Annotated in this window: 14 protein-coding genes; 7 read left to right on the top strand and 7 right to left on the bottom strand. The window is 67.3% G+C overall.

Annotation, left to right across the window (positions count from 1 at the left end; all coding sequences use genetic code 11):
• The first annotated feature begins 30 nt into the window (after nucleotides 1-30).
• From NS6_RS20260 to NS6_RS20250, 3 genes are all read left to right on the top strand, one after another.
• Complete coding sequence (locus NS6_RS20260) at nucleotides 31-1,023, top strand: ABC transporter ATP-binding protein (protein ID WP_068044295.1); 993 nt, start codon at nucleotides 31-33, stop codon at nucleotides 1,021-1,023.
• A complete protein-coding gene (locus NS6_RS20255; protein ID WP_068044056.1) occupies nucleotides 1,023-1,790 on the top strand; it encodes an ABC transporter permease in 768 nt (255 codons plus the stop codon). Before NS6_RS20260 ends, NS6_RS20255 begins: the two co-directional genes overlap by 1 nt.
• 581 nt (nucleotides 1,791-2,371) lie before the next feature.
• Nucleotides 2,372-3,259, top strand: coding sequence for an adenylate/guanylate cyclase domain-containing protein (locus NS6_RS20250; RefSeq protein WP_084471253.1), 888 nt, complete (start codon nucleotides 2,372-2,374; stop codon nucleotides 3,257-3,259).
• A gap of 170 nt (nucleotides 3,260-3,429) precedes the next feature.
• Here the strand turns inward: NS6_RS20250 and NS6_RS20245 are convergent, their stop codons facing one another.
• Together NS6_RS20245 and NS6_RS20240 are read right to left on the bottom strand one after the other, a co-directional pair.
• A complete protein-coding gene (locus NS6_RS20245) occupies nucleotides 3,430-4,545 on the bottom strand; it encodes a CHAP domain-containing protein (protein ID WP_068044054.1) in 1,116 nt (371 codons plus the stop codon).
• A gap of 320 nt (nucleotides 4,546-4,865) precedes the next feature.
• Nucleotides 4,866-5,870, bottom strand: coding sequence for a LysR family transcriptional regulator (locus NS6_RS20240; protein WP_068044052.1), 1,005 nt, complete (start codon nucleotides 5,868-5,870; stop codon nucleotides 4,866-4,868).
• Nucleotides 5,871-6,008: 138 nt separating this feature from the next.
• Between NS6_RS20240 and dnaE the strand changes: the two genes are divergently transcribed.
• Entirely contained in the window at nucleotides 6,009-9,545 is a 3,537-nt protein-coding gene (gene dnaE / locus NS6_RS20235; protein ID WP_068044292.1) for a DNA polymerase III subunit alpha, read from the top strand.
• Nucleotides 9,546-9,754: 209 nt separating this feature from the next.
• Here dnaE and NS6_RS20230 read toward each other — a convergent pair whose 3' ends face one another.
• The 3 genes from NS6_RS20230 to NS6_RS34105 are packed head-to-tail and all read right to left on the bottom strand — an operon-like array spanning nucleotide 9,755 to nucleotide 11,732.
• On the bottom strand, nucleotides 9,755-10,207 hold the full coding sequence (locus NS6_RS20230; protein WP_068044051.1) for a deaminase: 453 nt from the start codon (nucleotides 10,205-10,207) through the stop codon (nucleotides 9,755-9,757).
• On the bottom strand, nucleotides 10,177-10,983 hold the full coding sequence (locus NS6_RS20225) for a RibD family protein (protein ID WP_084471242.1): 807 nt from the start codon (nucleotides 10,981-10,983) through the stop codon (nucleotides 10,177-10,179). The genes NS6_RS20230 and NS6_RS20225 overlap by 31 nt, the downstream gene beginning before the upstream one ends.
• Complete coding sequence (locus NS6_RS34105; RefSeq protein WP_084471241.1) at nucleotides 10,983-11,732, bottom strand: NUDIX hydrolase; 750 nt, start codon at nucleotides 11,730-11,732, stop codon at nucleotides 10,983-10,985. The genes NS6_RS20225 and NS6_RS34105 overlap by 1 nt, the downstream gene beginning before the upstream one ends.
• 185 nt (nucleotides 11,733-11,917) lie before the next feature.
• On the opposite strand from NS6_RS34105, the gene NS6_RS20215 reads away from it, so the two are divergent.
• The 3 genes from NS6_RS20215 to NS6_RS20205 are packed head-to-tail and all read left to right on the top strand — an operon-like array spanning nucleotide 11,918 to nucleotide 16,785.
• A complete protein-coding gene (locus NS6_RS20215) occupies nucleotides 11,918-13,291 on the top strand; it encodes a GlnX family signal transduction membrane protein (RefSeq protein WP_068044283.1) in 1,374 nt (457 codons plus the stop codon).
• Nucleotides 13,288-14,337 (top strand): glutamate ABC transporter substrate-binding protein, encoded by a 1,050-nt coding sequence (locus tag NS6_RS20210; RefSeq protein ID WP_084471240.1) that lies wholly within the window; start codon nucleotides 13,288-13,290, stop codon nucleotides 14,335-14,337. Before NS6_RS20215 ends, NS6_RS20210 begins: the two co-directional genes overlap by 4 nt.
• A gap of 6 nt (nucleotides 14,338-14,343) precedes the next feature.
• Nucleotides 14,344-16,785, top strand: a complete 2,442-nt coding sequence (locus NS6_RS20205; protein ID WP_068044049.1) for a serine/threonine-protein kinase — start codon at nucleotides 14,344-14,346, stop codon at nucleotides 16,783-16,785.
• Between the two features lie 36 nt (nucleotides 16,786-16,821).
• Here the strand turns inward: NS6_RS20205 and NS6_RS20200 are convergent, their stop codons facing one another.
• A complete protein-coding gene (locus NS6_RS20200) occupies nucleotides 16,822-17,223 on the bottom strand; it encodes a PIN domain nuclease (RefSeq protein ID WP_068044047.1) in 402 nt (133 codons plus the stop codon).
• The gene (locus NS6_RS34100) at nucleotides 17,220-17,438 is read right to left on the bottom strand and encodes a type II toxin-antitoxin system VapB family antitoxin (protein ID WP_084471239.1); all 219 of its coding nucleotides are present in this window, start codon (nucleotides 17,436-17,438) and stop codon (nucleotides 17,220-17,222) included. Before NS6_RS34100 ends, NS6_RS20200 begins: the two co-directional genes overlap by 4 nt.
• Nucleotides 17,439-17,510 lie beyond the last annotated feature (72 nt).

The raw sequence follows: 17,510 nt of genomic DNA, 5'->3' as shown, positions 1-17,510 counted from the left end.
ATCCATTTCGGATAGGGCATGCTGGTCCGCATGATCGAAGTCCGGGGCTTGACCAAGCATTACGGGCAGACCGTCGCGGTCCAGGACCTGACCTTCACGGTGCGACCGGGGCAGGTCACCGGTTTCCTCGGACCGAACGGCGCCGGTAAATCCACCACTATGCGGATGATTCTGGGCCTGGACCGGCCCACATCGGGTACCGCGTTGATCGACGGCAAGCCGTATGCCGAGCTGAAACACCCATTACGTCAGGTCGGCGCGTTGCTCGACGCGAAATGGGTCCATCCCAACCGCTCCGCACGCGCCCATCTGGAATGGATGGCCGCCTCCAACGATCTGCCGAAATCGCGGGTCGAAGAGGTACTGCGGCTGGTCGGCCTCTCGGAGGTCGCCGGGAAATCCGCGGGCGGATTCTCGCTCGGGATGTCGCAGCGGCTGGGTCTGGCGGGGGCGCTGCTCGGCGACCCGAAGGTGCTGCTGTTCGACGAGCCGGTCAACGGCCTGGACCCGGAGGGGATCCTGTGGATCCGCCGGTTCATGCAGCGGCTGGCGGCCGAGGGGCGCACAGTTCTGGTGTCGAGCCATCTGCTGTCGGAGATGTCGCAGACCGCCGATCACCTGGTGGTGATCGGACGCGGCCGGCTCATCTCCGATTCCACGACGTCCGATTTCATCGAGCGGGCGTCGGAGGCTTCGGTGCGGGTGCGCAGCCCGCAGCTGGACGAGCTGCGCAGCCTGCTCACCTCGCACGGGATGACGGTGAAGGAGAACGACGGTAATGCCGACGGCGCGGCGCTCATCGTGAACGGCGTCGCCAGCGATGCCGTCGGGACGCTGGCCGCCGAACATCAGATCACCCTCTTCGAACTCGCCCCGCAGCGCGGCTCTCTGGAGGAGGCGTTCATGCGGATGACCGGCGGGGACGTCCAATACCACGGCGAGATCGGGTCACCGGCGGACGCCACTGTGGTGATGGACAAGCCGGCGGATTCGGAGCCGCTGTTCACGGGAGGTACGAAATAATGGGTGTGATCGCCGCGGAACGTATCAAACTCACCTCCACTCGTTCGCCGTGGTGGTGTTCGGTGATCGTGGTGGCGCTGGCTGTCGGGTTCGCTGCCCTGTTCGGCCTGATCGCGCGTATCGCCGCCGACGACCCGCAGGCCGCCGGAACCCCCGTCATCACGGTCGATACCGCCTTTCTCGGTGTCACCGGCTTCGGCATCCTGGTTTTGTCCATCATGGCGACCCTGACGGTGACCAGCGAATACCGGTTCGGCATCATCCGGACCACATTTCAGGCCATACCCAACCGGATCCGCGTCATCATGGCGAAGGGGCTGCTGGTCGGCACCTACGCGGCCGTTCTGACCACAATATTGGCCTTTGCGGCCTACGCCGTTGCCAAAGCAGTGGCCGGTGATGCCGGGGCCACGCTCGTCTTGGAGGGTAACTGGCGGGCGTTGTTTGCGGTGCCGATTCTGGCGTTTCTGAATATGATTCTGGCCATTGCGGTCGGTGTACTGGTCCGGCAGTCCGCCGCGGCCATCTCCCTCATCGTGCTCTGGCAGCTGATCATCGAACCTCTGGTCGGGGCACTGGGTAAAGTGGGGCGTGAGATCAGCGCCTTCCTGCCGTTCCAGAACGCAAGCCGTTTCGCGACGGTGGATGAGTCTCTGAGCTCGGCGAACTGGCATTGGGACGTGAACGGCAGCCTCGCCTATTTCGCTATTTTCGTCGCGGTAGTCAACGGCATCGCGTGGATGGTGGTGAACCGGCGCGACGCCTGACCCGAACCACCCGAGCTGCTTCCCTCGCCGCTCGGGTACGGTGCGCGACCTCGTCGGGAGAATTCGCGCACCCGCGCCTCGGCGGCCACTGCCCGGTCGCCGGGGTGCTCTACCACCGGTCCGGTGCGCCCGCGCACCGGACCGGTGGTGGTTATCACACCCCGGACGTCCGACCTGATCATCGATCCGCGTCCGGCGGGCGCCCACTATCGGTTACCGGGAGTTCACCTCCCGACCCACGGTCCTGGCTACTATCGAACTCGGGACCGAACAGGTCAGGCACCACACATTTTCCATCGGCGGACCCAACGGCGTGCCGCACTCCTCCGATAGAGAGGTGACAGGTGACCATTCTCAGCACTGCCACCACGGCCGACCCCCTGAGATACCCTCGGGACGTGAACGAGAAACCCTCCGGCAGCGCCACGCCGGAGCCGGAGGTCGACAGCGATGCCGCGGCTCGCGTCGGCGACGAGGGCCCGATAGCCGACCCGAACCCCGTCCGGAACAACGGTGATACGGCGACCGAGCGGTCACGACGAACGCGGCGCCGGCGGCACGGTGAAACGACCGGGGGAAACATGCCGACCGAGTACGCGGGCGGCACTACAGCGCAGGGCACCGAGGCCGGCAACCCGGACAGCAACGCACCGGACAACGCAGACGAGCCCGCCCGCCCTCGGATCGGGCCGCTCTCCGCATTCATGTACGCCACGAACAACCGTCCGGATGTGATCGACATCCTGCGCAAAGCCCGCAAACAGCTCCCCGGTGATCCCGCCTTCGGCGATCCGCTCTCGGTCAGCGGCCCCGGCGGCGCCCGCGCCGTAGCCCGCGCCGCGGACCGGCTGGTCGGCGACAGCCCCAGCGCAGCCCGCGAGATCGGTTTCGGCGCCCTGCAGGTCTGGCAGGCCGCGCTCGAACGCCTCGGCCGCGGCAAGGGCACCCAGGAAATGACCGTGATGTTCACCGACCTGGTTTCGTTCTCGTCGTGGTCGCTGACCGCCGGCGACGAAGCCACCCTGGACTTGCTACGCAAGGTCGCCCGTGCCATCGAACCGCCCATCGCCGAACGCGGTGGGCAGGTCGTGAAACGGATGGGCGACGGTGTGATGGCGGTGTTCCCGTCCGCCGACCGGGCGGTCGAAGCCGCGATCGCGGCCCGGCGCAACCTCGCCGACACCACCGTGGGCACTTATCGGCCGCGGATGCGAATTGGGCTGCACACCGGTTCGCCGCGCGAGATCGGCGGCGACTGGCTGGGCGTGGACGTAACCATCGCGGCCCGCGTGATGGAAGCGGCCGGCAATGGCCGGATGATGATCTCCGAATCCACTCTCGCCGCGCTGGAACCCGAGACGCTGGCCGACCTGGGGCATACCGCCCGGCCCTACCGGCGCAGTTTTTTCGCCGCCCCGCTGAGCGGAGTTCCGGAAGATCTGCGTATCTACCGCATCAGCTCGAGCTAGCCCCCGAGCCGGCGCAATTCGCCCGCCGCAGCTCCGGGCCCGCCCCGGAGCTGCGGCGCGCTTCACCATCGGCCGGGTCCGGAAAAATCAGAGGGTTCCGCGTCCCTTCAGAGGAAGCGGTAGCCCCGCTCCTGCATACCGAGGCCGAGGAAAGATAACGTGGGTTCCCGCTACTGCGCAACAGGCTCGGGTGCCGGAGTGGGAACCTTGCGTGCAGGTGGTTTGACGACACCGACCAGGTCATTGTTGCCCATCTGATACTCATTACGCTTCAGCTGGTTGCTGGAGTTCCCCTCTATCGTGTAGATGGTGGAGCCTTCGACCTTATCCACGATGCCGATGTGGTCCGGGGTACCGTCGCCCTGCCAATCGAAGATGATCAGATCCCCCTTCTCCGCATAGCCGGCATCGGCGGTCTCGAGGTTGGCCTTGGCATCGTTCCAGATCGCGGGCACATAGTTCTTGTTCGTCCAATCGACCTCGTAACCGGCCTTTTCCCACACATAACTGGTGAACGAGGCACACCAGGCGTCGCCGATATCGAAGGGAGTCCTTTCCCCGGTATCGGTGTAGTACGCGTTGTTCGAGCTACCACCACGCTCGGCCACACCACGCTCCAGTTCGTCGCGGGCGATGTCGACGATGCTGTCAGGGGTGGCGTCGCCTGTCACGGTGAAGGTCATATCGCTCTTCGGCGAAGTCGCACCCCAGATTTGGCTGGGGTTGCCACTGTTGCCCGGATTGCTGCGCTCGATATCCTCCGCATGGCTTTCCATACCCCGCTGTGCGGTATCGACGAGGTCGATAACCTCGTCGAGGGTATTCAGGGCAGCGCCGACCGCCGCGTATTCCGCGGCTATCGGCATGTACACCTCGCCCTCTGCCGGCCCCGGCTGCTGCGACAAGGTTTCTTGCAGCGTTTCGACCTTCGACTTGATCTGCTGGAAGGTTCCGTTCGTGATACTGAATGCGTCGAAGGCCGAGGCATTCACCGCATCGTGCTGGCTCTGCAGCTCCCCGGTCTTACCCTCGATCTTTTCGCGGGTGTCGCGATGCTGATCGATCATGACGGACTCCCCCACGTCGGCGTCGAGACCTTCCGCACCCAGCAGACCTTGGTTGGTCAACCACCCCACCAGATCCACGTCGTAGTCCGAATTACCCGTCGCCAGCGTGTAGACCTGTGCCTGAATCCCCTCTTCGACGGCCTCGATGACGACTATGGCCATGGGTCGCGCCCCAGCGGGCGGGTCCAGGTCGATTTCCAGTTCCGCACGCGTTGTCATCCGAGCATCCACCCAGGCTCGAAGCCGGTGGGATCGACCGGCCGGCGTTCGAACCTCATCAGCACCTCCCGAACACTCGCCCAGCCGCCGTGTACCCGTCGGCGGTGCACCACCACAGACTGCTCCGATTATCGGACATTCCCGGCATTGGCGATATTCGGGGCCGGCACCCGGCCGGCAAGTGCCGCAACACTACTGAGACCTGTGTACCAGCACGCGGCCGGCCCCCCGCCCGGCATGCGAACGGGCTACAACGCCGTGCAACACCTCCCACCTGGGCTGCTGTCAGGGCATCACGAACACATTCGGCAGCAATAGGTTCACGACAAGAACAGCGCTCTGTCGCTGTCCGGTATCCAGCAGTCGTGCGCGATATCGCGGTTGTAGTTGTCGCGGAAATAGGCGACCAGGTCCGCGATACCCGAATGCGGGGCGCCGGTGTCCCACAACAGCGCATGCGGGTACGCAGGCATCGGGTCGACCACAGGGACCCGGCGGATATTCGGATGCCACGGGGATTCGAAACCCTCGGCGCTGAAGGTGGCCAGGGAATCCGAACCGGCTATGTGCTCGATCAGTATCTCGACCGGCGCCGGCCCGCGTTCGGCGGGAATATCCGGGAACAGTTCCGCCCGCCGCCGGCTGTCGATCACGACCCCGCTGTACCCGCTCAGTTCGCGGTAATAGTCGGCCCATTCCGACTCCACCGATGTCCCTGGCACCCAGACCGTGGCCCCGGCGAGCTCGGCGAGCGGAACCGCCGCGTGCCCGGCGAGCGGATGATCCTTGCCGACCAGCAGATGCAGCGGGTCCAGAAGAAACGGGGTAGCCGCGATCCGCGGCGGCAAGGCGCGGGGTCCGCCGTGTGCGCGGGCGAAGGCCGCGTCGACCCGTCCCGCCACCAGTGCGTCGCGGGCGGTGACGAACGGGTTGGTCAGCACGATCTCGGTATCGCGGTCGGGATGGCAACCGAGATAGTACTGCATGGCCCGCATCTCGGTCGCACGCTCCCCCAGGACCGCGACCCGTAACGGCCGCGGTCGCCGTAGCACCGTGGCCACAGCCTCATCGGCGACCGCCAGCAGTGAACGCGCGTGCGGCAGGAACCGGGCTGCGGCCGCGGTGGGCACGGCGCCGGTGGGCACCCGGTCGAACAACTCGAGGCCGAACTGCTTCTCCAGTCGCGCGACACGTTTGGACACCGCCTGCTGACTGATACCGAGCAGCGCCGCCGCCGCGCTGAACTGACCTTCGTCGGCGACGGCCACAAACGCCCGCACCGTCGCCAGGTCGAGGTCGCCGACCTCACCTCGTAGTACACCCATTAGTTGTTCGGACCCTCGTGTCGATTGTTCGACCTACAGCATTTCACCTGGTCATATGTAGCCGAATCAACCTTATCGGCCGATCCGGGTGAACAACCGGATCGCCCGGACACGGCTCGACGGCACGGGGGTTCACCGATGACGAACGCTTCTTTCGTGCATCTGCACAACCACACCGAGTACTCGATGCTCGACGGGATGGCCAAGGTCGATCCACTGTTCGCCGAGGCCGAGCGGCTCGGTATGCCGGCTGCCGGGATGACCGATCACGGGAACATGTACGGGGCGGCGGAGTTCTTCCGGCGATCCCGGCAGTCGGCCGTGAAACCGATTATCGGGATCGAGGCGTATATCGCTCCGGGGTCGCGGTTTTCCGGCGAACGCGTGCGGTGGGGCGACCCGTCACAGAAATCCGACGATGTTTCCGGCTCCGGCGCCTACCTGCACATGACGATCTTCGCCCGCAATGCCGTCGGCCTGCGCAACCTGTTCCGGCTGTCGTCGCGGGCGTCGTTCGAAGGGCAGCTGGGGAAATGGCCGCGGATGGATGCCGAGCTGATCGCGGAATACGCCGAGGGGCTGATCGCCACCACCGGCTGCCCGTCCGGGGAGGTCCAGACCCGTTTGCGGCTGGGTCAATTCGATGCAGCCTACGAGGCGGCCGGCCGGTGGCGCGATATCTTCGGCCCGGAGAATTTCCTGCTCGAGGTGATGGATCACGGGCTCACGATCGAACGCCGGGTCCGCGCGGATCTGCTGGCGGTCGGGGAAAAGGCCGGCTTGACCCCGTTGGCCACCAACGACTGTCACTATGTGCTGCGGCAGCAATCGGCCGCCCACGAGGCCATGCTGTGTGTCCAGACCGGGAAGACACTGTCCGATCCGGCACGGTTCCGGTTCGGTGGCGACGGCTACTACCTGAAATCCCCGGCCGAGATGCGGGCGCTGTGGGACGACGAGGTACCCGGCGCATGCGACGCCACCCTCGCGGTCGCCGAACGTATCGAGCCCTACGACGAGGTGTGGGAATTCCGCGACCGGATGCCGGTGTTCCCGGTACCCGAGGGGCATACCGAAGACAGCTGGTTGCGGCAGGAGGTGGCGGCCGGCTTGCGCTGGCGCTTCCCCGGCGGAGTGCCGGAGGGCTACCGTCATCGCGCGGATTTCGAACTGGACATCGTCCGCGACAAAGGCTTTCCCGCCTACTTCCTGGTGGTGGGCGACCTCATCGCGTATGCGCGACGCGCCGGGATCCGGGTGGGGCCGGGGCGCGGCTCGGCGGCCGGGTCGCTGGTGGCCTACGCGCTGGCCATCACCAATATCGACCCGATCGAGCACGGGCTGCTGTTCGAACGTTTCCTCAACCCGGAGCGGCCGTCCGCGCCGGATATCGATATCGACTTCGACGACCGGCGCCGCGGCGAGATGATCCGGTACGCCACCGAGCGGTGGGGCGCGGACAAGGTCGCGCAGGTGATCACCTTCGGCACCATCAAGACCAAGGCCGCGATCAAGGACGCGGCGCGGGTGCAGTTCGGGCAGCCCGGGTTCGCTGTGGCCGACCGGATCACCAAGGCGCTACCGCCGGCGGTGGCGGCGAAGGATATCTCCGTCGCGGGTATCACCGATCCGGGTCACGAACGTTACGGCGAGGCGGCGGAGGTCCGGGCGCTCATCGACGCCGATCCCGATATCCGCCGGATCTACGACACCGCAGTGGGCCTGGAAGGGATGGTCCGCGGCGCGGGTGTCCACGCCTGCGCGGTGATCCTGTCCAGCGAACCATTGCTCGATGTGGTGCCGCTGTGGAAACGTCCGCAGGACGGGGCCGTCATCACCGGATGGGACTATCCGTCGTGCGAAGCCATCGGCCTGCTCAAAATGGATTTCCTGGGTTTGCGGACGCTCACGGTGATCGGCGACTGTCTCGACAATATCCGCGCCGACCAGGGTGTCGAGATCGATCTCGACACCCTGCAACTCGACGACGAGGCCACCTACGCGATGCTCGCCCGCGGCGACAACCTCGGTGTATTCCAGATGGATTCGGCCGGGATGCGGGAACTGCTGCTGCGGATGGCGCCGACGGAATTCAACGATCTGGTGGCCTCCAACGCGCTGTACCGGCCCGGCCCGATGGGCGTGGGCGCGCACTGGGCCTACGCCGACCGCAAGAACGGCCGGGAAGCGGTGACACCGATCCACCGCGAACTCGACGAGCCGCTGCGCGAGGTCCTCGCCGAAACCTATGCGCTGATCGTCTACCAGGAACAGATCATGCAGATCGCGCAGCAGGTCGCCGGATACTCACTGGGGCAGGCCGATCTGCTGCGTCGCGCCATGGGCAAGAAGAAGCCCGAGGTACTGGCCATGGAGTTCGAGAACTTCCGTAACGGTATGCGCGGCAACGGGTACAGCGACGACGCGGTAACCGCGCTGTGGGAGGCCGTGCTGCCGTTCGCCGGGTACGCCTACAACAAATCCCATGCCGCCGGGTACAGCCTGGTGATGTACTGGACCGCCTACCTGAAGGCGAACCATCCAGCAGAATTCATGGCCGCGCTGCTCACCTCGGTCGGCGATGACAAGGACAAATCCGCGACCTACCTCGCCGACTGCCGCAAACGCGGTATCCGGGTACTCCCGCCGGACGTGAACCAGTCCGCTGCCACCTTCACCAGTGTCGGCGCCGATATCCGCTTCGGCCTGGGTGCTGTGCGCAATGTCGGTGAACCGGTAGTGCAAGCAATAACCCGCGCGCGGCAACGGGGCGAGTTCACCAGCTTCTCCGACTACCTCACCAGGGTCGACACCACCGGCTGCACGAAGAAGGTGGTCGAATCACTGGTCAAGGCTGGCGCGTTCGATTCCCTGGGACATCCCCGCAAGGGCTTGTGGACCGTCCACGGCGATGCCGTCGACGCCGTGATGCACACCAAGAAAGCTGCCGCACGCGGGCAATTCGACCTGTTCACCGGTGACGGCACCGACCCGGACCACGACACCGGGGTTTTCGATATCCCGGTGCCCGATCAGGAATGGGAGACCCGGGAACGGCTCGGCTACGAACGCGAAATGCTCGGGCTCTATGTTTCCGGCCATCCCCTGGACGAGATCGCGACCGCGCTCGCCACAGTCGGCGACACCCCGATCAGTGCGCTGACCGAAGGCCGGGTTCCGCACGGGCGGAAGGTCACGGTGGCCGGCATCATCGCCGCAATCGACCGCCGCGTCACGAAAAAAGGGGAAGCCTGGGCGATCGTGCGCCTCGAGGACCTCGAAGCCGGAACCGAGATCCTGTTCTTTCCGGCCGCCTATGCCGGTGCCGCCACGCTCCTTGTCGAGGATGCCGTCGTGGCCATCGGCGCACAGGTCAGCATCCGGGAGGGCCGGCAATCGCTGCTCGGCGATCAGGTACGTGACCCGGAACTGACCGCAGACGGGTCGGACCGGCCGGTGACCCTCACCTTGGCCGCCACCGCCTGTACGCCGCGGTCGGTGCGGGCCCTACGGGAAACGCTGCAACGTCACCCCGGCACCACCGAACTCCGGATCAACCTGACCGGCGCCCGGGGTCCCCGGCTGCTGGCGCTGGACCCCCGGTTCCGGATCACCACCTCACCCGCCCTGATGGGCGAATTGAAAGCGCTGTTCGGGCCCGCCTGCCTGCGATGAGCCAAAGGGGGCACGAAAACGCCGCCGGGTGGTGGTCCCGGCGGCGTCGTTCGAGATCGGCGTCCAACAAGCGCCTCTCGGCGAGTGGTCGCTCGTAGCGACGGATGGGGTGCGGCCCGGGGCTGTCCGAACGCCGACACAGCTATTCAACCCGGGCACCCGGCGAGCTATTTCCCGCCCACTATGTGATGCGCGCTACCAGGTGTAGTTCACAGCTCGAGATGCCGGTTCATCGACATCGCGGCCTCGGCCAACTCCGGGAGTTCCAGCACCTGCACCCCGTGCTGCCGTAGTTTCTCCACACCCACACAGTTCGCGACGAACGTCGCCGGTTCACGCCAGGCGATCACCACGACCGGGATACCGGCCGCGAGGACCCGGTCGGTACACGGCAGCCTGGTCTTGGTGGCCCGCTCCGAACACGGTTCCAGAGTGCTGTACAGGGTGGCGCGGCGTAGCCGTGGATCCGCCGGGTCGAGTTCGGCCAGCGCGGCCTCCTCGGCATGGTTCTTGGGATCGCCTTCGCGGGAGAAGCCGGTGGCCAGCTCCTGTCCGTCGGCGACGATCACCGCGCCCACCGAGAATGCGCCCGGAACCGGTGGGCTGCGCCGCGCCAGCTCGATCGCCCGGTTCATCCATCGGTGGTGGTCGGGTTCGGGCATCGGGCCTCCTGGGGTCGATAACGCAACACTGCCACATCCCCGAGCTGCGCTACCCCGAGCAGCGACATGCGGTGGGCGGACCCACCCGGGAACGCGGCGGGGTACAGGAAGCGCGGTGCCTGCGGGTCGCCGACCAGGGTGGGGCCGATGGCGAGATGCAGTTCGTCGGCCAGACCGCCGGCTAGGAACGCGGTGTGGATCCGGCCACCGCCCTCGACCATCAACCGGGTGACGCCGCGGGCAGCGAGGTCGTCGAGCAAGGCCCCGAATCCCAGCTCGGCGCCCAGCGCGACGATCTCCGCGGGCGCGGCCGGTCGTTCCTCCGCGGGCGCGGTCAGTGTTCCGGCCAGCCGCCGGGCACCGGATTCGGTGGTGTAGACCAGCGGTGGGTGCCCGGCCGTACCGTGATGCCAGAAGCGGGCAGCCGGATCCAGATCTCCGGCCGCGGTCACCGTGACCTTCCGGGGATGCTCGGGTTTCCCGGCGGCGGCACGGGCCCGCCGGCGACCCTCGTCCTTCACCATCAGCCGCGGATTGTCGCGGCGCACGGTTTCGGCCCCCACCAGAATCGCGTCCGACCAGGCCCGCAGCTCGTCCACCCGGTCGAAATCGGCCTCGTTCGACAGCAGCAGCCGCTCGTCGGTGGTGTCGTCGATATATCCGTCGACACTCACCGCCACCGAAAGCAACACAAAAGGCCGGGCCCGGCCGGAAGTATCCGCCGGCCCGTCCGAGCCGGCGGGACCGCCCGTCCGGTGCTCACCCGCGGCAATCATCAGGCCTCCGGCCCGAACACCCGGCTCCGCGGAATTCCCAGCACCCTGGCCTCCGCGGCGGCCACACCCGGTTCCGCGGCGGAGTCACCGGCCGCCGAAACCGCTGCCGACTCACCGGCATCGGATTCCTCGGCCGGATAGGGTGGATTCACCAGGACGGCACGCTCTCCCGGACCTTCGGGGTCGGCATGCAACCAGACGAACTCCGCACCCAGATCGATCGTGCGGGGCAGGGTCGCGGCCAGTTCGGCGATATCGGCCCGCGGGCATTCATCGGTATCCATTCGCGCCAGGGTCACCCGCAGATCCGGCCACGCCGCGGCGAAGGCCGCATGCAACGGCCGCTGGTCCACCTCGTGCTCCGGTACCCAGGCCAGTTCGACGCTTTCCATATTGGGTTCGACGGGCAACGGCTTATCCGCGTCGGCGATCACGGTGATGTAGGTCCAGCCACTGGGCGCGACGGCCGTGACCCGTTCGGCGCGCACCTGGATATCGGTGGCCTTGATCCCGGCTTCCTCATCGGCCTCACGCACCGCGGCGTGCACCGCGGTCTCGTCGCTGTCCCGGGCCCCGCCGGGTAGCGCCCAGGTACCGCCCTGGTGACTCCAGGGCGCCCGGTGCTGGAGCAACACCGCCACGCCACCTGCCGCGATCGGGGCGCGCAGCAGCAGCCCGGCCGCACCGAATTTCCCCCAGTGCCGTACCCCACCGGGGCTTACAGCCCACCCGTCTCCATCACCGCGCATCTCGCACCGTCCTCGTCGACCGTCCCCTTCCATCCTGCCGTACCCGGCTGCGGGGATGGTCGTTGTGGCCGTCGAAGCGCGAGCGGGCACAATACCGAATACGCTCAGGACAGCGGTGTGAGCGGGATCGCCCACATACCGCAGAGCGATACAGCGCACACGGCGCCCAGAGTTGGAGGGTGGACATGACGCGGTCGGCGGTGGATCGGGTGGTCTCCGAACCCGAACCGGCCCAGCCCGAACCGGACCGGCCGGAACCTACGCCCACGACCGGGTGGACCGGTCTTGTGCGGCCCCGGGTCGAAACGGCCTGGAAATGGCTGGATCCCACCCGGCTGCGCCGGTTCGCGCAATCCTCGCCGGGGCGGCTCATCGGGGTCGGACTGCTACTGGTGGTGCTGTGCCTGGGATCCGGGGCGATCACCGGGGCCAGCGTGCACGACCGCCAGCGCGATCTCGACATCCTGCTCGCCGGAACCGAACCCGACGCCAATGCCGCACACCGGCTCTACACCTCGCTCTCGGTTGCCGACGCCGCCGCGGCCACCGCCTTCATCTCCGCCGGTCTCGAGCCACAGCAGGTGCGCGACCGCTACAGCCAAGCGCTGGGCGAGGCGGGCGCCGAACTGGTGACCCTGTCCGGTGAGGGCAGCGACGACGATCGACAGCGGATCGGTATCGGTTCCGGGTTGCCGGTCTATTCGGGTCTGGTGGAGACCGCGCGGGCGAACAACCGCGAAGGCCACCCCGTCGGCGCCGCGTATCTCAGCGAGGCGTCACACCAGATGCAGAGCGAGTTGCTGCCGACGGCCGAGCAACTCTACGTCCGTCGCGCGGACGCCGTCGCCGAAGCGCAGGACCGGCACGTGCGGCCGCCGCTGGTCGCGATCATCGTGCTGCTGGCGGCGCTGACCGCGCTCGTCTGGGCGCAGCGACTGATGGCCCGGCGCTGGCACCGGACATTCAACCCCGGCCTGCTACTCGCCTCGGGTGCGGTGCTGATCTTGCTGCTGTGGACGGTGATCGCGGGATCCGTATCGGCGTCGGCGATGTCGGGGGGCCGCTCCGACGGCACGATACCGGCTGCCCGGCTCACCGAGAGCCGGATCCTGGCCCAGCAGGCCCGCTCCGCGGAAACCCTGAAACTGGTGCGGCGCGATACCACCGGCGATTACGACCACACCTTCGACGCGAACATCACCCGGCTCAACGAGCTACTCGCCGGGCACACCGACCGCGCGACCACCGAGGCCCGTGCCGCCCTACTGCACTGGCTGGCGGCGCATCAGCGGATGAACGAGACACTGAATCGCGGGGAATTCGCCCGTGCCGCTACGATCGCCACCGCGCCCGGTGCCGAAAACGCCACGCTGCACGTCGAAGCCCTGGACAAAGCCCTGGCCACCGGCATCACCGAGACCCGGGACGCCCTGCGCAGCAATATTTTCCACAGCGCCCGGGTACTCGACTACCTGGCGCCTGGTGCGGTGATTCTCGGGATCGCCGCCGCGGCGTATATCGCCTTCGGAATTTGGCCGAGACTGCGGGAGTACCGATGAGACCTGCGCCCCACACGCCCCGACCGGCGGCGCGGCCGCGGCAGCGCCGAACCGGCCGCGCTCTGCCCCGCTCCGGCGTACGGTCCTGGCCGCTACGCAGTGCCATCGTCTGTACCGCGCTGCTCCTTGCCGGCTGCGCCACCGGCCCCGGCCCGCACAGCGATACACCGCACGGCGACTACGCCGAACCGCCGCTGCCCGCCCAGGCGACCGCGATACCCAGCAACGCCCCGGTCCAGGTACCCAACGACCCGAACTGCGGCGACCCCACCGCGAGCCTGCGCCCCACCGCCGCAGCCACCGGGCCCGCCCTGAACCGGATACGTGCCCGGGGCCGTCTCGTGGTCGGCCTGGACACCGGCAGCAACCTGTTCAGCTTCCGTGACCCCAACAGCGGTGTGATCGTCGGATTCGATGCCGATATCGCCCGCGAAGTGGCCCGTGACCTGTTCGGCGACCCCGATCGGATCGAATACCGCAGCCTCGGTTCGGAAGAACGGGAGGACGCGCTCATCGAGCGCCGGGTCGATATGGTGGTCAAGACGATGACCATCACCTGCGCGCGGTTACAACGGGTGGCGTTCTCCACGGTGTACCTGCAGGCGCATCAGCGTGTGCTCGCGGTACAGGATTCCGGGATCGAGAGCCTGAAAGACCTGGCGGGTAAACGGGTCTGCACGATCCGCAGCACCACCTCGCTGGAACATATCCGGCGGATCCAGCCCAAAGCCTCCATCCTCACCGTCCCCACCTGGGCCGACTGCCTGGTGGTGCTGCAACAGCGGCAGGTGGACGCAGTGAGCACCGACGATTCGATCCTGGCCGGTCTCGCGGCACAGGACCCGCATACCGAACTGGTGGGCCCGAGTATCAGCCAGGAACCGTACGGTATCGGAATCCCGAAGGGCGACCAGGATCTGGTGCGCTTGGTCAACGGAACCCTCGACCGCATCCGTGCCGACGGAACCTGGAGCCGGCTCTACAGCCAGTGGCTCTCGGCCCTGGGCCCCACCCCGGCGCCCCCGCCGGCGACCTATCTGGACTGATCGACGGTGGCGACGGACGAGTCCGGCAACCGCCCCGGCTCCGGGAACGCCCCGGAGCCGCCGGAAACCCGCGCCGTCGAACCCAACCGCCCGCGCCGCGGCTCGGCCCCCGGCGCAGGCGCGCCCCTCGATTCCGGTGGAGCAACCGGCACAGCAGATTCCGGCGATACCGCGCAGACACCCGGCACGGCGGCCGTCACCGGCACGGCAGCAGTTCTGGGTACCGCTGCCGTGGGATCCGGCGAAATACGCGCCGCGACCAGTCTCGGGTCGGGCCGGGGCAGCGGCGGCCAGCTGCGGACCGGGCGCAGTACCCGGACTGTGCGTTCCCGGCCCACCGTGCGCACCCTGGTGGCCGGGCTGGTCGAGGTTCCACGCGTCGAGCCGGCAGACCCGGGCGCGGCGGTCCTGACCGATCCGGTGGTCGCGGAAGGCAAACGGTTCTGCTGGCGATGCGGGAACCCGGTGGGGCGGGCGGGCGCGAACGGATCGGCCACCACCCGCGGGACCTGTGCGAACTGTGGCGCCTATTTCGACTTCCGGCCGGCCCTGCGGACCGGCGATATGGTTGCCGGACAGTACGAAGTCCAAGGCTGCCTCGCGCACGGCGGGCTGGGCTGGATCTATCTGGCGATCGACCGCAATGTCAGCGACCGCTGGGTGGTGCTCAAAGGTCTGCTGCACGCCGACGATATCGAAGCGCAGGCCGTAGCAGTGGCCGAGCGCGAATTCCTCGCCGAGGTCGCCCATCCGGGCATCGTGAAAATCCACAATTTCGTCGAACATCGCACCCCGGTCGGTGAGCCGATCGGGTTCATCGTCATGGAGTACGTGGGTGGTCGCTCGCTGCGCAGTATGCTCGACGACCACCGCCGCCCCGAACGGATTCCGGTGGCGCAGGCGATCGCCTATGTGCTCGAGGTGCTGCCGGCCCTCGACTACCTGCACGCCACCGGGCTCACCTACAACGATTTGAAACCCGACAACATCATGGTCACCGAGGATCAGGTCAAACTGCTGGACCTGGGTGCGGTGGCCCCGATCGAAGCGTACGGCAACCTCTACGGCACCAGGGGTTTCCAGGCCCCGGAAATAGCCCGCACCGGACCGACCGTCGCCTCCGATATCTATACGGTCGGTCGGACGCTGTCCGTGCTGACCCTGAACATCCCCACCGAGCACGGCGCCTATCGTGACGGCCTACCCGCCCCCGATGACGAACCGGTCCTGGCCGAGTACGAATCGTTCCATCGCCTGCTGCTGTGCGCCACCGACCCCGATCCGGAACGCCGGTTCGGTTCGGCCGGTGCGATGGCCGACCAGCTGGCCGGGGTGCTGCGCGAAATCCTCGCCCTCGACACCGGGGTCGAACATCCGCATCGGTCGGTGGTTTTCGGGAAACAGCGCACCGCTTTCGGCACCGAACAGCTGATCGGCCTGACGGACGCGTACGCCGACGGCGCCGACCACGACACCGCCCTCGCCGCCACGGATATCGCCGCCGCACTGCCGGTCCCGCTGCCGTCGCCGTCGGACCCGGCCGCCCGCAGGCTGGTGGATATCCTGCAGGCAGAACCCGATCAGGCGCTGGCCGCTCTGCACGAGGCGCGGGAAGATCTGGCGCGCGACCCGGCGTCCGCCCCGGAGAATCTGGAACTGGAGTTACGGCTGGCCGAAGCCCGAATCCTGATCGATTCGGACCGGGCCGGCGACGCGAGCGAACTGCTGGACGCGATCGCTCACGCGGGCCGCCGCGATTGGCGGATCGACTGGTACACCGGGCTGGCCGGGTTGCGCGAGAACGATTACGAGAAGGCCTACTCCGCTTTCGATTCCGTGCTGCGGGTGCTGCCGGGCGAGCTGGCGCCCAAGCTGGCGCTTGCCGGGACCGCCGAACTCGTGCTCCAGCACTGGCACCCGGACGAGACCAAGGCTTGGCGCGCCTATGCCGAGAACTTCTACGCCACCGCATGGCGCACCGATCACGGCTTGGTGAGCGCGGCGTTCGGCCTGGCCCGCCTCCTGTCGGCCACCGGCCGCTATGCCGAGGCGGTCACCGCCCTGGACGAAGTGCCCGGGTCCTCCCGCTATTTCACCACCGCCCGGATGACCGCGGTCCTGCTGCTGCTCACCAGCGCCCCCGTCGGCGATCTCCCGGGGCACACGATCCGGCGCGCCGCGCAACGAGTGGAGACGCTCCCGCCCGACGAACGCCGGACGCTGCAACTGAAAGTCATCGTCCTGGGCAGCGCGCTCGCCTGGTTGCAGACCGGCCACACCCCGGCGGCCCCGAACCCACCGCTCATCGGTATCGCGTTCACCGAGAACGCCCTACGCGACGCCACCGAGAAAGGTCTGCGCACCCTGGCCCGGCGAGCCCCCGGCCGCCGCCACCGCTACGCCCTGGTGGACCTGGCCAACTACATCCGCCCCACCACCTGGTTCTGAACGCCTGTTCGCCGCCGCCCGGCGCGGGCTCTCGGGTCAGTCGATTCGCCGAACTGGTTGACCGGTCAGGCGTGCGATGGTTTCGAAATCGGTATCTGCGTGCAGAACAGTCAATTCATGATGAGCCGCTGTCGCAGCGACCAGCAGATCGACCGGACTCGCCGATTGATGCCAAGATTTCTCCGCGAGCCGATGCTGCAGCGCCGCAGTGCCATCCCATACATCGTCCCGCACTACGTAATAAGGGAATGTCTCCTGCAACAAACTGTCTGCCTCGTAGTACGCGCTGCGGGCTCCCGCTGCACGCAGATACTCCTGCCGGACGGGCTCACAGATGCCTATCCGCCCGGCAGCAACGACATGGTCCCAGTTCGGATCGCTTTGACGACGGAAGTACCGAACCAGCGCGCTGGTATCGGCCAGGAACAGCTCTGTCACGCCACCCGACCGCTGGAAGACGGCTGAGGTGCGTCGAAGTCGATTTCCCCATCAGCAACCATCTCACGCATGCGGGCAATGGCGGCAGCTCTGCGCCGACGATCGCCGATCTCCCGGAGGGCAGCGTTGACTGTGTCTTTTTTTGTTGTCGTACCCAGATGTCGCGCCGCTTCGGCGAGCGCCTCGTCATCGACATCGATCACCGTTCTGGACATACCACGACCTCCCCTTGATATACGTACTGAAAATAGGATATCAGGGATGGGTGAGCGTAGAAACCGCTCACA

It is taken from the genome of Nocardia speluncae NBRC 108251 (genome assembly GCF_001613245.1).
Taxonomy (GTDB): Bacteria; Actinomycetota; Actinomycetes; order Mycobacteriales; family Mycobacteriaceae; genus Nocardia; species Nocardia speluncae.
The sequence above is the reverse complement of the archived record's forward strand: the minus strand, read 5'-3'. Positions and strand labels throughout refer to the sequence as shown.

What these genes read in the sequence shown, in the direction of transcription:
- NS6_RS20260 (WP_068044295.1), top strand. Translation starts at nt 31, where the DNA reads ATGATCGAAGTCCGGGGCTTGACCAAGCATTACGGGCAGACCGTCGCG.
- NS6_RS20255 (WP_068044056.1), top strand. Translation starts at nt 1,023, where the DNA reads ATGGGTGTGATCGCCGCGGAACGTATCAAACTCACCTCCACTCGTTCG.
- NS6_RS20250 (WP_084471253.1), top strand. Translation starts at nt 2,372, where the DNA reads ATGCCGACCGAGTACGCGGGCGGCACTACAGCGCAGGGCACCGAGGCC.
- NS6_RS20245 (WP_068044054.1), bottom strand. Translation starts at nt 4,545, where the DNA reads ATGACAACGCGTGCGGAACTGGAAATCGACCTGGACCCGCCCGCTGGG.
- NS6_RS20240 (WP_068044052.1), bottom strand. Translation starts at nt 5,870, where the DNA reads ATGGGTGTACTACGAGGTGAGGTCGGCGACCTCGACCTGGCGACGGTG.
- dnaE (WP_068044292.1), top strand. Translation starts at nt 6,009, where the DNA reads ATGACGAACGCTTCTTTCGTGCATCTGCACAACCACACCGAGTACTCG.
- NS6_RS20230 (WP_068044051.1), bottom strand. Translation starts at nt 10,207, where the DNA reads ATGCCCGAACCCGACCACCACCGATGGATGAACCGGGCGATCGAGCTG.
- NS6_RS20225 (WP_084471242.1), bottom strand. Translation starts at nt 10,983, where the DNA reads ATGATTGCCGCGGGTGAGCACCGGACGGGCGGTCCCGCCGGCTCGGAC.
- NS6_RS34105 (WP_084471241.1), bottom strand. Translation starts at nt 11,732, where the DNA reads ATGCGCGGTGATGGAGACGGGTGGGCTGTAAGCCCCGGTGGGGTACGG.
- NS6_RS20215 (WP_068044283.1), top strand. Translation starts at nt 11,918, where the DNA reads ATGACGCGGTCGGCGGTGGATCGGGTGGTCTCCGAACCCGAACCGGCC.
- NS6_RS20210 (WP_084471240.1), top strand. Translation starts at nt 13,288, where the DNA reads ATGAGACCTGCGCCCCACACGCCCCGACCGGCGGCGCGGCCGCGGCAG.
- NS6_RS34100 (WP_084471239.1), bottom strand. Translation starts at nt 17,438, where the DNA reads ATGTCCAGAACGGTGATCGATGTCGATGACGAGGCGCTCGCCGAAGCG.